This is a genomic window from Vreelandella gomseomensis (genome assembly GCF_031451645.1).
GTDB classification, from domain to species: Bacteria; Pseudomonadota; Gammaproteobacteria; order Pseudomonadales; family Halomonadaceae; genus Vreelandella; species Vreelandella gomseomensis.
This window is the reverse complement of the sequence record NZ_JARWAI010000001.1, coordinates 280,568-294,434: the sequence shown is the minus strand read 5'-3', so window position 1 is coordinate 294,434 and position 13,867 is coordinate 280,568. Positions and strand designations below refer to the sequence as shown.

Annotated in this window: 14 protein-coding genes; 6 read left to right on the top strand and 8 right to left on the bottom strand. The window is 58.0% G+C overall.

Annotation, left to right across the window (positions count from 1 at the left end; all coding sequences use genetic code 11):
• Nucleotides 1–5 precede the first annotated feature (5 nt).
• Entirely contained in the window at nt 6–1,973 is a 1,968-nt protein-coding gene (locus QC815_RS01235) for a sensor domain-containing diguanylate cyclase (RefSeq protein WP_230446034.1), read from the bottom strand.
• Between the two features lie 211 nt (nt 1,974–2,184).
• Here QC815_RS01235 and QC815_RS01230 point away from each other — a divergent pair, with 211 nt between their 5' ends.
• Nucleotides 2,185–3,237 (top strand): CNNM domain-containing protein, encoded by a 1,053-nt coding sequence (locus QC815_RS01230; RefSeq protein ID WP_309766527.1) that lies wholly within the window; start codon nt 2,185–2,187, stop codon nt 3,235–3,237.
• A 168-nt stretch (nt 3,238–3,405) separates the two neighbouring features.
• Nucleotides 3,406–4,056: a peroxiredoxin gene (locus QC815_RS01225; RefSeq protein WP_230446036.1), complete on the top strand. Its 651-nt coding sequence runs from the start codon at nt 3,406–3,408 to the stop codon at nt 4,054–4,056.
• Nucleotides 4,057–4,166: 110 nt separating this feature from the next.
• Here QC815_RS01225 and QC815_RS01220 read toward each other — a convergent pair whose 3' ends face one another.
• The 5 genes from QC815_RS01220 to QC815_RS01200 all read right to left on the bottom strand — a co-directional run bounded on the left by QC815_RS01220 (nt 4,167) and on the right by QC815_RS01200 (nt 7,877).
• Nucleotides 4,167–5,438 carry a methyl-accepting chemotaxis protein gene (locus QC815_RS01220; RefSeq protein WP_230446037.1) on the bottom strand — a complete coding sequence of 424 codons (1,272 nt, stop codon included), beginning with the start codon at nt 5,436–5,438 and terminating at the stop codon, nt 4,167–4,169.
• Between the two features lie 220 nt (nt 5,439–5,658).
• Nucleotides 5,659–6,315: a DUF3047 domain-containing protein gene (locus QC815_RS01215; RefSeq protein WP_309766525.1), complete on the bottom strand. Its 657-nt coding sequence runs from the start codon at nt 6,313–6,315 to the stop codon at nt 5,659–5,661.
• A 4-nt stretch (nt 6,316–6,319) separates the two neighbouring features.
• Nucleotides 6,320–6,538, bottom strand: a complete 219-nt coding sequence (locus QC815_RS01210) for a zf-HC2 domain-containing protein (protein WP_309766523.1) — start codon at nt 6,536–6,538, stop codon at nt 6,320–6,322.
• Nucleotides 6,539–6,645: 107 nt separating this feature from the next.
• Nucleotides 6,646–7,212 carry a sigma-70 family RNA polymerase sigma factor gene (locus QC815_RS01205; RefSeq protein ID WP_309766521.1) on the bottom strand — a complete coding sequence of 189 codons (567 nt, stop codon included), beginning with the start codon at nt 7,210–7,212 and terminating at the stop codon, nt 6,646–6,648.
• Nucleotides 7,213–7,277: 65 nt separating this feature from the next.
• On the bottom strand, nt 7,278–7,877 hold the full coding sequence (locus tag QC815_RS01200; RefSeq protein ID WP_309766519.1) for a carboxymuconolactone decarboxylase family protein: 600 nt from the start codon (nt 7,875–7,877) through the stop codon (nt 7,278–7,280).
• Between the two features lie 154 nt (nt 7,878–8,031).
• Here QC815_RS01200 and QC815_RS01195 point away from each other — a divergent pair, with 154 nt between their 5' ends.
• From QC815_RS01195 to QC815_RS01180, 4 genes are all read left to right on the top strand, one after another.
• On the top strand, nt 8,032–8,805 hold the full coding sequence (locus QC815_RS01195; protein ID WP_309766517.1) for a YiiX/YebB-like N1pC/P60 family cysteine hydrolase: 774 nt from the start codon (nt 8,032–8,034) through the stop codon (nt 8,803–8,805).
• Between the two features lie 161 nt (nt 8,806–8,966).
• Nucleotides 8,967–9,947, top strand: coding sequence for a L,D-transpeptidase family protein (locus QC815_RS01190; RefSeq protein ID WP_309766515.1), 981 nt, complete (start codon nt 8,967–8,969; stop codon nt 9,945–9,947).
• Nucleotides 9,948–10,090: 143 nt separating this feature from the next.
• A complete protein-coding gene (locus QC815_RS01185; RefSeq protein WP_309766513.1) occupies nt 10,091–11,212 on the top strand; it encodes a methyl-accepting chemotaxis protein in 1,122 nt (373 codons plus the stop codon).
• Nucleotides 11,199–12,953, top strand: coding sequence for a putative bifunctional diguanylate cyclase/phosphodiesterase (locus QC815_RS01180; RefSeq protein WP_309766511.1), 1,755 nt, complete (start codon nt 11,199–11,201; stop codon nt 12,951–12,953). Before QC815_RS01185 ends, QC815_RS01180 begins: the two co-directional genes overlap by 14 nt.
• A gap of 12 nt (nt 12,954–12,965) precedes the next feature.
• Here the strand turns inward: QC815_RS01180 and QC815_RS01175 are convergent, their stop codons facing one another.
• Nucleotides 12,966–13,526, bottom strand: coding sequence for a DinB family protein (locus tag QC815_RS01175; RefSeq protein ID WP_309766509.1), 561 nt, complete (start codon nt 13,524–13,526; stop codon nt 12,966–12,968).
• A 77-nt stretch (nt 13,527–13,603) separates the two neighbouring features.
• On the bottom strand, nt 13,604–13,861 hold the full coding sequence (locus QC815_RS01170; protein ID WP_230446043.1) for a hypothetical protein: 258 nt from the start codon (nt 13,859–13,861) through the stop codon (nt 13,604–13,606).
• Nucleotides 13,862–13,867: the final 6 nt, after the last annotated feature.

The window sequence follows — 13,867 nt, the reverse complement described above, 5'->3', positions numbered from 1 at the left end:
GTGTTTCAATGGCTCACCACAATACGATTTCGCCCAGTTTCCTTGGCTTCATAAAGGCCCTTGTCGGCACGCTTGAGCGCGGCTTTCAAGGTGGTTTCGTTCAGCTCTACATGGGTAACGCCGAAAGACGCGGTAATATGCAGCGTCTGATGATCACCCTCGTGTTCGATCGTCACCTCATGGGTGTCGATGGTAGTGCGAATGCGCTCCGCGATCTGCTCTGCCTGGGAGATGGCCGTGTTGGGCAGCAGAATGGCAAACTCCTCACCGCCTACCCGACACAGCAGGTCTTCCTGACGCAGCAGTCCGCTGACCACCGTCGTCAAGCGTTTCAGGACTTCATCGCCGGCATCGTGCCCGTACTCGTCGTTGATCCGCTTGAAGTGGTCGATATCAATGGTAATCAATGAAAGCGGTGTGTTGCTCCTGAGGCCTCGCGATATTTCATTGGTGGCCTGGGACTGCAGATAGCGGCGGTTGAACACCCCGGTGAGCGGGTCGGTCATCGCCTGGGCGAGCAGCTTTTCTTCAAGCTGCTTGCGTTCGGTGAGATCGAACACGGTTGCGCGCGAATAGATGAAACGCCCGTGCCGACGGTAGCCGGAAGCCTGGATGACCACATGTCGCTGGTCGCCGTGACGCGTCAGCAGCGTGCATTCCGCCTCGCCCGGCTGGCCGGCGACGACCTGTGCAAAGGCTACATCGAAGGCGTCCTGGGTGTCGGGGGATATGACGTCGCGGTAGCGCAACTGGCCCACTACCTCGTCAGCGTCAAATCCCAGCCAGCGGCGCTCGGTGCGATTCATCTTGATGACGATCCCGTCAGCGTTCAACGAGTGATAGCCGCAGGGGGCGCCTTCATACAGGCTGCGCACTTCGGCGGCTTGCTGCTGGGCATTTTGGCGCAGCTTATGCTGCTGGTGGCTGCTAAAAGCCCAATAGACGCCAAACGCAACGGCGGTGACATAAAGGAGTCCCAGGAACCAGAGCACCGACGTTTCTTCTTTCAGCAACGATCGCCAACTGGGCGTCGGCAAGGTCACGCCCATGACCCAGGGGAGCGTATCGCCGGTACTGAAGATCCGTCCCGCCAGGCTGTTGTAGAACTTGGTGCGAACGTCTTCCGTCTGAAAGTAGAGCATGCGGTCGTCAAGGCGGATGTCGCCTTCAAGCGTGCCCGACAGCAGGCTCCATGGATCCGGGGCGGCGTTGGCGTAATCATCGCCGAATGATAAGTCAGGAAGCTGGTGGGTGCCTCGGGTCAATAGCCAGCCACCCTGTGCATCGACAAGCAAGACCTTGGCCTGGGGGTTTACCTGCATGGATTGGTAAAGAGACTGGGTTAAATGCTGCCAGTTGAGGCTGAGCAGCACGACCCCCTTGCGTTCTCGCTGGCTATTGAAGATAGGGGTGGCGACATTGACGACGGGAATGGCTTCGCCGCTTGCCATCTCATATTGCAGATTGCGCCCCGGCGGCGATAGATAGATATCTCGCGGGAACAGCTTGGAGGCGCCTTTGAAGTAATCCGTGTGGGCGTGATTATGCCTGCCCAAGTGTGGTTCGGCGTCGGTGTCCTGTGGAGCGCGAAGCATTTCATTGCCCTCATTATCGATGAGGACGAGTTTGCTGTAGCGAGGCGTATGATTAATGAAGGCATTCAAAAAAACGCTGAGTTGCGTCGGATCCCTGGACGACACGGCACCCTCACCAACCGGGAGATTGCCCTCCAACCGCTGTTGAAGGGTCGGCATTTCCGCAATGGCGAGCGCATAGTTGAGCGTTTCGTTGATCTCGCGAACCAGCGCCTCTTCGCCCACGCGCAAAATACCCTTGGCTTCATCCCGTACCCCGTCCAGGCGTGTTTCCATGTGCATATCCAACACAGGAAATAACGTGGACGTTACCAGGATCAATGGCAGGGTGGCCGCCAATAACAAGCGGAGATAAAGGCGCGGCGAAGTCGATCGCATGTTGTCCTGTGGTAGGCAGGGCCAGTTGGATGTCTTATGGAGGCTATAGTATAGGGTGTGGGGCAGGACGGCAAAATACACGCGACCATGGCCTGCCAAGCTCGGCCCAAGCGAGTGCCCGCTTACGCCCCGTCGGGAAGCGCTTGCCACGCATTGACATCGGCGTGTCATGTCCCTATAAACGCGTGATCATTCATCACCTCGGGTTCACATGGTCCTTCTTATTACGATCGCCGTCCTGTCTATCGGGTTCTCATTCCTGTGTTCCATCATGGAGGCAGCGCTGCTTTCGATCACGCCGAGCTATATCGCCAAGCAAAAAGAAGATAGACCCAAGCTTCACGCCTCGCTGTCGCAGCTGAAAAACAACATCGATCGCCCGCTGGCGGCCATTCTTACCCTCAATACCATTGCCCACACAGTGGGGGCGACCGCCGTCGGTGCCCAGGCCGCCGTGGTGTTCGGGGAGTCGTCGATCGGCATCGTGTCGGCGGTCATGACCATGTTGATCCTGGTGCTTTCCGAGATCATTCCGAAAACCATCGGGGCGACCTATTGGCGCGGGCTGTCGCCACTGCTGCCGCGCCTGCTCAAGCCGCTGATCGTCATTCTGCTGCCGTTCATCTGGATGTCCGAGCAAATTACCCGCCGTCTGGGCAAGTCCGAGCACGATGTCGACCTGCGCGACGAGATCAAGGTGCTGGCGCGGGTAGGGCTGGAAGAGAAGGTGCTCGATGCCGACGAAACGCGCACCATCGTCAATATGCTCAACCTGCACGATATACCGGTGGGCAAGGCCATGACGCCGCGCACCGTCTGCCAGACGGTACTGCCGCACCTCACCGTGGCCGAGTTTGAAGCCGCCTACAGCGATACGCCGTTCACCCGCTTCCCGGTGATGGACAACGGCGAGCAGGCTTTCGGGTACGTGCACAAGGCTGACATGTATCACGCCGACGCCGACAAGACCATGAAGGACATGATGCACCCGATTGCCAGCGTGGATGTGTCGCATAACGTGGAGCAGGTATTCGCCTCCATGCTGCATGACCGGCTGCACATGCGGGTAATCTACGATGAGCACGGTACCTTTGTCGGCCTGATTACCCTGGAAGACATCATCGAAACGATTCTGGGGCAGGACATTGTCGACGAAACTGACAACGTCGATAACCTGCGCAGCTACGCCAAACAGGTGTGGCTCAAGCGGGTCAAGCGTGAAAATAAAGGTGATCCAAAACCGGCGAGGTCGGACAGCGCCTAGTCGATTCATCGACCCAGCGAACCGTTGCCCCTGCTATGTTCGGCGGTGGGCATGTTTATATGCTGATTAGCCGGTTTGGAATTGGCTTGCTTAGCACTTTATGTTCTATAGTGAAGGGTCTGAAAGACGCATAAAGCATTAGGGTATTTCAACCCACAGGAGGAAGGCATGTCACTACGTATCAATGCAGTGGTTCCCGATTTCGAGGCTGAAACCAGCCACGGCACTATCCACTTCCATGACTGGATTGGCGATAGCTGGGCGATCCTGTTCTCTCACCCGAAAGATTTCACCCCAGTCTGCACGACCGAGTTCGGCGCCGTTGCCACGCTCAGCGACGAGTGGAAGAAGCGCGGCACCAAGGTGATTGGTGTCTCGGTAGACGGTGTCGAAGATCACAAACGCTGGGGCGACGATATCAAGACCGTCAGCGGCAGCGATGTCGACTTTCCGATCATCGCCGACGACGGACTCAAGGTCTCCAAGCTCTACGACATGCTGCCCGAAGACGCCTACCTGCCGGACGGCCGGACACCCGCCGACAGCGCCACGGTTCGCTCGGTATTTATCATCGGCCCGGACAAGCAGCTCAAGCTGTCCATGACCTATCCCATGACCGTCGGGCGTAATTTCGCCGAAATCCTGCGCGCGCTTGACGCTCTTCAGGCGACCACCCAGCACGGCGTGGCGACCCCGGCTGACTGGACGGTCGGCCAGGACGTCATCATTCCGCCCAGCGTCTCGGACGAAGACGCCAGGCAGAAATTCGGTGACTTTGAGGCGGTACTGCCGTACCTGCGCAAAACAACGCTGCGTTAATCGCTTCAGGCGTCGTCTTTACACGCGGCACGTCAACGCCAGCGCATGATGCGCTGGCGTTTTGGTTTGCGAGAGAGGTGTTATCGAGCGAAGGCTGGGGGAAAGGCAACCTAACTTGCGGCCTCGAGCGCTAACTGATCAATGGACGTCGAGACATTGCGCGAGCCCGTTAGTATCTCGTTCACGATCGTTTCAATTTCCCCGATACTTGTCTGACTGGACTGGCTGCGGTCGATCACCTGCTTCATGGTCTCGGTGGTGCGGTCGACCAGCTCGCTATTATCCTTGAGCACACGGGTAATCTCGGCCACGGCATCGTTGGATCCTTTGGCCAGTTGTCGGACTTCGTTGGCGACCACGGCAAAGCCGCGCCCCTGCTCGCCGGCGCGCGCCGCCTCGACGGCGGCATTCAGCGACAGCAGATTGGTTTGATTGGCAATCTTGGCGATGGCATCGGTAATCATGTTGATGCTTTTGGCCTGTTCGTTAAGCGATTCAACCAATTGCTGAGCTTCTTTGAGCGCCTGAGCCGATTGTTGGGCGTCGTCCAGTACGTGCTGCAGGTGCGATAGTCCGTTCTGGGCGATTTGTTCGGTTTGCGACGACGTCTGCTGTGCGGCCAGGACGGCTTCCTTCGCCTGATTGGCTTCCTGCACGGCGGTGGTAATGTCGGTGGCAAACTTGACCACCTTGTAGACCTGACCTTCGGCATCGACAATCGGGTTATAGGTCGCCTCCAGCCAGATACTGTTGCCCTTGGCATCCAGTCGTTCGAACTTGCCCTGCTTGAACTCTCCGTTGGCGAGCTCTTGCCAAAAGTGCGGGTGCTGCTGTTCGAAAGCGTCCGTGCAGAACCGGCGGTGATGGGTGCCTACCAGTTGCTCGTTACGATACCCCATGGCCCGCTCGAAATTGGCGTTGGCATTGAGGATCTCGCCCGTTGGCGTGAATTCGATCACCGCCATGGAGCTGTCAAGGGCCTGGAGGACAGCATCTTTACGCCACGCTTCCTGATGGGCCTCGGTAATATCGTTGGCGACCTTGAAGACCTTCGTCACGCGTCCATTACGGTTGCGGATAGGGAAGTAGCTGGCCTCGAGCCAAACGTTCTTCCCTTCTGCAGTCACGCGCTTGAATTTGCCCTGCACGCTTTCGCCACCGGCAAGCGTTTGCCAGAAAGCCGTATAAGCCGAGCTGCTGGCGTCTTCATGGCGACAGAACATACGGTGGTGCTGGCCTTCGATCTCGTCAAGCCGGTAGCCCATGACGTCCAGGAAGCGTTGACTCGCCGTTTTAATAATGCCCGTTGGGGTGAACTCGATACAGGCCGTATGCGCCATCAGCGCCTGGCGAGTGGGTGACATGCGTGACGTCAACTTCATTCATTGGCTCCCAAAACATGACTAAACAGATCTCAGTCGGCACTCTTTTATAGTTGAATAGTGCTTCCTGATACAGTAATTGTATAAATAATAACAAGTGTTTCTTTTTTGTACAGCATGAGTCTTCTTTATAGTAAATATGTCTATGGTTAAAAGCTAAAGAATTTACGCCTTCATTTGCCTGTAGCCTGCCTGAACATTCAACGCTTGCCAGAGGAGGTCAGGGGCAGGGGGGAGGGGTGTTGCTGGAGGAAAAGCCCAGTTGGGCGAACCAAGCGGTGGCATCATTGCCTGAGTTGTCGCCGTCGCTCATCAAGGCGACCCCGTCGACGGCGGTCACGGCGTCACCGAACAAGGTGGCAAAGTCGTCACGCACGTTGCGTACTTCAGCGACCCATTCGCCGACTTTCGATGGGCCGCCTTGCAGGGCCATGAGTTCGGCGCGGTCGGTAAACGCATTGGTCCAGGTGCTGCCGGCGTCTTGTGTGGACGACCATACGTAGTTGACAGACTGTACCTGCCAGGGGAGCAGCCCCGTTTTGCGGGCCACGTAGACGCGGGCAGGGTAGTCGTCGCCCGCCTTGGTGGTCTCATCGAGTCCCTGGTAGGTGGAATCCACCTGCCAGCACCAGTGCAAGTAAGGGGTTTCGTCCAGGTCGATCTCGCGCTCCAGGTAGCGCGCAGATGCCTGCCCCCGGGACTGGGCTTCGATGACCTGCGTCCCGTCTTTGTCGACGATGGCGTAGCGCGTCTCGCCGTCAAAGCTGCGGGTGGGCCAGGTCATGATCTGGTTGGGCGTCAGGCGGATCTCGGCCATGGCTGTGTCGCTGGCGAGCACCAGGCCTGCGATCGCTATCGCGTGATGGAATGGGCGCACGGCGTTACTCCTCGCGCGTCTGCTTATCATCGGACGTCGGCGGGGTTTTTAACGCCGCAGGATGGTGGTCGCCAATGGCATGCAGAAGATCGAACTGACGCGCACAGGCGCGGCAGGCACCGCACATGGATAGATGAAAACGGAGCGACGCTCTCTCGCGAAGTGTCAACGCTCTGTCCTGTTTTAACGACATCAGGCGCGTCGCTTCACGGCACATGATCATACAATAACCCTCTCGCGAATATCGGCAGGCATGGCACCAGACATGATGAATCGTTACGCATTGCTGATGGCTGTCTCATGTTCAGTGCGCTCCAGGCCAGGTTCCTTTCAGGCCAGCCAGCCTTTTTCGATACAGTGGCGCAGCTTCAGTCGCGCGCGGTGCAGGATGACCCAGCAGTTGGCCTCGGTGATCTCGAGAACCTCACAGATCTCCGGTGTTGAAAGCCCCATCAGCTCACGCATCGTGAACACGCGGGCGGTGTTGTCCGGTAGTGCGATCAGGCAGGTATCCAGCACTTTCCAGAAGGCCTTGTTTTCGAGCACCTGGTCGGGCTCGCCCCAGGGCTTGGGTCGCGTCGTCGCCTGCCAGCGTCCATTGTCCTGAAACAGGCTGTCCAGCGCGTCTTCGTCGCTCTGGTCGTCGCTCTGCCATGCCACGTAACGACCCTGCTGGCGGAGTCTTTCGAGTATCTTGTTCTTGAGAATACCAAAGACCCAGGTTTCAAACGCGGAACGTCCGCCAAAGGTATCGTGCTTTTCCAGTGCGGTGACCAGCGTGTCCTGCACGGTATCCTCGGCCGCCGCATTATCGCGAAGCTGTAGGCGAGCAAAGGCGACGAGTTTGGGTCGCAGCGCCGCAATATGTTCATCGGGTGAGTGCGTGGCAGTTGTCACGTTAGTCCTCAACGACAAGGTCTGATAGCAGAAAAGTGTTCATGCTCATACTCGCCTCTGATCCCTTATGACGCGGGTGCTTCCCACGCAAGCGGCTTGAGCGCTTCGTTGAGCGGTGTGCCGGCAAGGTGGTTGGTGTAGTTCGAGAGTGTTTTCAGCGCGCAGGCAATGACCAGCTCCAGCACCTGCTGATGGGTGAAACCTGCTTCGAGGAAGGCATCCAGCTCGGCTTGCTCGGCCCAGCCACGCTGAGCGTTCAAGTGGCGTGCAAAGCGCGTCACGGCAGCCAGCTTGGCATCGCTGGGTGTCTTGCGGTCGCGCAGATCCTTGACGGTCTCGTCGTCGGCACCGGCTTGTTTAATGCCACCGGTATGGGCGGCGACGCAGAACGCACAGTGGTTATCGGCACTGATGGCGAGCAGGGCCGCCTGCTGTTCCACCGGGCTCAGGCTGGTCTTGGCATAGATGCCGTCAAGGGTCATATAGGCTTCGAGAAGCGTCGGCGCCTCGGCCATCTTGGCAAAGATGTTCGGCAAGAAGCCCATTTTCTTTTCGGCGGCTTTCAGGTTCGCTTGCGCTGCTTCGGGTGCGCTATCGGCGGTATGTAATGGAAAATCGGCCATTTCGCTCTCCTTGGATCGATAAACAATCAGTTGATGCAGCATGGCTGCATTGCGCTCCTTGATTATGGAACAATTGGTTCATAAATGACAATGGTCAACGCCAAAAATCCAGATAACCGATTCAGGAGAAAAAAATTGTAAAGTTCTGAGGTGCCACTCCACTAACCAGTAAGGAATAAGATCGGGAGGGGCAGAGATGAAAGCAGTACTGCATCGCATGGGTTACATGATGAGTTGCTGGTTGTCCTGCCCACGCCATGACAAGTTGAGTGCGGGGCCAAGCAATGAGCAGTTGGCGTCGTTGTTACAGCCCGGCGATGTCTTGCTCGTTGAGGGATCATCACGACTGAGCGTGGTCATCCAATACCTGACCCAGTCGTCATGGTCCCATGCGGCACTATACCTGGGCGCCGATCAAGCCCGGCGCCTTGGTGCTCAGGGAGAGGAATGCTTTATCGAGGCCGACGTGGCGGAAGGCGTTCGTCTGGTGGGGCTGGACGAGTTTCAGGGCTGTCATTTGCGTATCTGCCGTCCAGTCGGTTTACACGACAGCGAAATAGCGGCGTTGATGGCGTATGTTGGCCAGCGGCTTGGACAGCGATACGACCTGCACAACATTGTTGACCTTGGGCGTTATTTCTTCCCCCTGCCACCCGTGCCGCAGCGCTTTCGAAAGCGCTTTCTGACGCTGGGAAGCGGTGATCCTACCCGCGCCATCTGCTCAACGCTGATCGCCCAGGCGTTCCAGTCGGTATTTTATCCAGTCTTGCCCATCGAAGAAGGTGATGCATCGTCAGCATCGAAGGCTGACGGCAGCGATCAGTTGATGACGCAGCGCCATTATTCGTTGTTCACCCCGCGAGATTTTGACCTCTCGCCCTATTTCGACATTATCAAACCGCGCTTGGCGAATGGTTTTGACCCTCACCGGTTGCATTGGCGAGAGGCGAAGGCGCCGTCTTTGACATGACTTTTGAAATGGTTACTACACGCTTGGTTGCGCAATATCCCGAGATTACACATCCACCCTGAAATGACGAGTAAAGAAAACCCATGAGCCGAGTGTGCACACCCGTAAATCCTGAGTATGCCCCCAAGCGAACTTATATCGCCCTTATAGTGGGGGCGGTGATGCTTCCCGGGATTGCCACGGCCCAGCCAGACCCGAATGCGGACGGTTATTATGCGATACCGGCGCAGGGCGACCTGATTGGGCAGGACTACGAAGTCATCGCCAATAAAGACGATACGCTGCTGGATATCGCCCGGGAACATAAGGTGGGCTACGAGGAAATCCGCTCCGCCAACCCGGATGTCAGTCTTTGGGTGCCCGGCGAAGGAACCTCGGTGACGATTCCGCGACGGCATATCCTGCCGGACGTCGAGCGCAAGGGGGTGGTGATCAACATTGCCGAGTTGAGGCTCTACTATTATCCCGAGACGGACGAAGGGCAGCCGTCGCGCGTGGCGACCTACCCCATCGGCATTGGGCGAGAGGGGTACGATACACCGCTGGGCATTACCCAGACCACCATGCGGCTGGAACAGCCGGCCTGGTATCCGCCCAGTTCGATGCGTCAGGAAGCGGCCGAGCGGGGTGACCCACCGCCAGAGATCGTGCCTCCCGGACCCGATAACCCGCTCGGCGAGTACGCCATCCTGCTGGATATCCCCGGCTATCTGATTCATGGCACGAACCAGCCCGACGGTATCGGCATGCGGGCCAGTCGTGGCTGTATACGCATGTACCCCGAGGATATCGAGTCCGTCTTTGATGCAGTGCCCATTAACACGCAGGTCAATATCATCGACCACCCCATCAAGGTGGGGGAGGACGAACAGGGGAATACCTACTTTCAGGTTTTCGAGAGCGTCGAGGGTGTCGAGTCTGGCATCGAGCAGTTAGAGGACATGCTGATAACGCAAGGGGTCATTGGCGCGGAGGGAACCGACGTTCTGGACAGGGTTCGGCTGCTGGCGCATTTTGCTGAGCCTGACGACCAGATACGTTCGTTATCCTCCTTTTATCAAGAGGTGGTCGAACCGCCTGGCGAGACCAACGCCATTACGGTTTATAGCTTGATGGATGAGCCAGCAGCGGCAAGCTGCTAGCGAGTGGTCGTTTCAGGCGTCGGTCGTCCCATTGAGCAGAGGCTCATAAATAAATACAAAGCTCTTGAACCGTCGTACACTATGATCGGGAACGATCATTCCATGACCTGGTTCGGCACTTGAAGGCACAGTAAGGGGATCTTATGTCGGCAGCAGACGTACATCATTGGGGAAATCACAACGCCCAGAGCGATAGTCATCCGCCACTTTGGCATCGGGCTCTGAAAACGGCACTGGTCGTTGGGCCCGTGCTGACAGTGATCAATCAATTTGAAGCGCTGTGGGCGTTAAGCGGCTTCAGTGTCTGGCAGTTTGCCTTGACCATGCTAGTTCCGTTCTGCGTGTCATGGCTGGGCGCCTCCGGCGCCAAGCAGCACTTTGGCCGCACCAGCCAACGGCAGGCCGACCGGTTTGACGACATTGCCGGACTTGCCGACAAGATTGCCCATAACGCCCATACGGTGAATCAGGCCTCTCAACAGCGCCATGCCTTCATCGAGCAGGTGCTTTCCCACAGTCGTGGGACGGGAAAAGAGGCCGAGCACCTTCAAGTGACAGCCGAACAGAGCTGTAAAACGCTACGCCAGGCCAACCATGACGCCGCCGATGTGAATACACGTATTCAGCATGTTGCCGATGGCATGTCGGAGGGACGTTCGCTCACGCAGCAAACGGCTGACGCGGTGGCCACGTTCAGCCAGCAGTTTGACGATATTCAAGGCATGGCGGCCAGCATTCAGCACATCGCCACCCAAACGAATTTGCTGGCCGTCAATGCGCGGGTAGAGGCCGCAAGAGCGGGAGAAGCCGGTCGCGGTTTTGCCGTCGTGGCGATGGAGGTCAATAAGCTCGCAGACAGCGCGGCCAACGCGGCTAATGATATTCATCAGCGGCTGGATGCGCTCTCCGCTACCACAACCGACGTCAAGCAGAAGATGCAGGCGCTGCAGGCGCAAATCGACGCGCTCGAAGCCGAAAGCCAGGCCGGTCAGCGCGGCGTCGAAACGGTCTCGACGGCGATCGACCATGCCACTGGCGCCGCCGATGAGGCAGCTGGTCATGCGATGCGGCAGGTGGAGGCAACCCGAGGTGTCATACGTGACCTGGAGCAGGTACTGGATGACACGCAAAAAGCGATCGAACGCTCAGCCAGCAATCACCAGCTTGCCCTGGAGCTCAGTCGCGTCGCCCATCCTGTCGTGCCCACGCTGCCCGAATCATCGCCTGCGCTTCCTGCATCGGGAGCCCAAAATGGCGTGGCGTAACTGGTTCAATCTCTCTCGGCACATGGCCAACTGCTCCCAGGCGCTGACGGACGCCAACCGTCGGCTACGCCAGGAAATTGCCGAGCGCCGCGAAGCCCAGGCGCTTGTGGCAAGCCTTGCCCGGTTTCCCGAGGAGAATCGTCAGCCGGTGCTGCGCATCGACCAGCGCGGGGAGTTACTTTATGCCAATAGTGCTGCCCGTCCGCTGCTCGATCACTGGCGTTGCGATGCGCCAAACGATGACACACCCCGGCAATTGCGAGTCCCCTCGGCCTGGCAAGCGCGTGTCGATAGCGCGTTGAAAAGCGGAGAGCTCGTTGAAGAAGAGTGTTACCTGGCACAGCGCTGGCTGTTATTGACGCTGAACCCCCTTGTCGATGCCAACTATGTCAATCTTTACGGCACTGACATTACGGACCGAAAAGCCTATGAGCATGCGTTAGAGCAGCGTAACCACTACGACGAACTGACCGGTTTAATCAACCGGCATGTGCTTTACGACCGTGTTGATCAAGTCTATCGCCGTGCTGACCACAAACGCGGGTTCGCCTTGATAGTGCTGGATCTGGAAAACTTTCGCCTGGTGAATAGCTTGCTGGGTCACCAGGGCGGTGATCAGGTGCTCATTGTCCTGGCAGAGCGTTTACGCCAGCAGGTGGACGAGGCAGCCACCCCGGCCCGTTTGGACGGTGATACCTTTGCAGTGCTACTGCCGCATACGGAGTCGCTTTCCCGTTTGGCAGCAGGCGTTGAGCGATGGCTCCAGAGCCTGGCCGAGCCCCTTGACGTCGACGGTGAGCGCATCGAGTGTCAGATGGCAGCGGGTATCGCCCTGGGCCCGCAAGACGGAGAAGATGCGCGTGAGCTGTTACGTCATGCCCATTTGGCCGCCCACCAAGCGCGACAGGGTCAGCAGCGCTACCGCTTTTTCGTTCATGAACTCAACGCTCACCTGCACCAACGCCATCAGCGCTTGACCGCCTTAAAAGATGCTATTCAAAACGATATCCTCTTGATGCACTACCAGCTCCAGTTCGATTCGCAGGGTGTGGCGGTCGGCGCTGAGGCCCTGATTCGCTGGCCACAACCCGATGGCAGCATGGTATCACCAGGTGAGTTCATTCCTCTGGCGGAGGAAAGTGGCTTGATTGTGCCCATTGGTCGGTTAGCGCTAACCCACGCCTGTGCCCAAGCGGCCAAGTGGCGACAAATCGGCTATCCGCTGCGCGTGGCGGTCAATCTGGGGGCCGAGCATATTCATGACCCCGAGCTGCCTGAGCTGATAGAAACCCTATTGGCGCGCTACAAGCTGCCCGCCCATGACCTGGAAATTGAAGTGACCGAAAGCAGCCTGATGGAAAATATCAGCCAAGGCCGCCAGCAGTTACAACGGCTACGCGAGATCGGCATTGATATTGCACTGGATGACTTTGGCACAGGCCACACATCGTTGGCCTACCTGCGCGATTTACCTGCCCAGCGGCTTAAGCTCGACAGGGAATTTATCACCGACTTGCCCGACAAACCCTATAACCAGGCGATCTGCCGGGCCGTTGTCACGCTGGGTCATGCCATGGGGATTATCGTACTCGCCGAGGGCGTTGAAAGAGAAGAAGAATATGCGCTGCTCAAAACGCTTGGCGTAGACGAGTTTCAAGGTTTCCTGCTGGCAAAACCCATGCTGAGTTCGAGAGTGGATGCGCGCCTCAAGACGTTATCGTCAGCGCGGTCTTTGGAATAACTATCAAGTCGGCTAAGCGGACAGTTCTTTCTGACTTGATGACCGCGCCCAGTAACGCAACGTCGATGGGTGAACGCCGAAGTGCTCGGGTAGCGCGATGCCCAGCTGTTCGCAGAGCAGGCCCAGCAGCGCCATATGGTGAATGCTGTGACTGGTTAGAAACGCCAGCTCCCGGCCCAGGCTGGTGGGCAGTGCTACCGAATCGTCGGCGTCACCCTTAACCGGATAGTTCAGCGTCAGAGCGGCATCGTGTGGCATGGTCGCCAATGCCGTGAGCCCCGCCTGCAGCGCTTCAGTACGGTCACCCGCATAGCCGGGCTGGGTTTCCAGCGCCGCTTCCCGCAGGCGATTTTCATAGTCAAAGATCGTCTGGGGAGATGACGTCGCGCAGGCATCCAGCAGGGTTTGGTAGTGCTCAAGGATATGGCGAACGTGCTTGCCCAGCGACTGAGTACCCTTGGCGCCAAGCGGGCGCTGGTAGTCGTGTGCCGAGACGCGGCCAAGCAATTGGGCGAGTTGCGCGAGCGTTTGCACGTTTTCGTCTATCAGTGGCGACAGTGATGATGTCGACATGGTCATTAGCCTCCCGGTGAAGTGTGCCGGTGCGTACACCGGCACAGAAGCAGTTAGTTTGACGGGCAGGGCCGGTGTTAGCCGGCTTCGGCACCGCCTTCGCCTTCTGCTTCTCCCTCGCCTTCACCTTCGCCTTCCGCTTCAGCTTCGCCCTCAGAGCCACCTTCGGCCAGCATCATGGGCGCTTCCTGCATCGAGGTGAATCCTTCGGTGGGCTCGTCGGCCTGGGCCTGAAAGGCCAGACCACCCGCGACCAGCGCCAGGGCAGGGGCGGTATAGCCGAACCGGCGGCCAAGGCGGCTCAGTAAACGACGTTTCGCTTCGTGTTGAGACATGAGGCT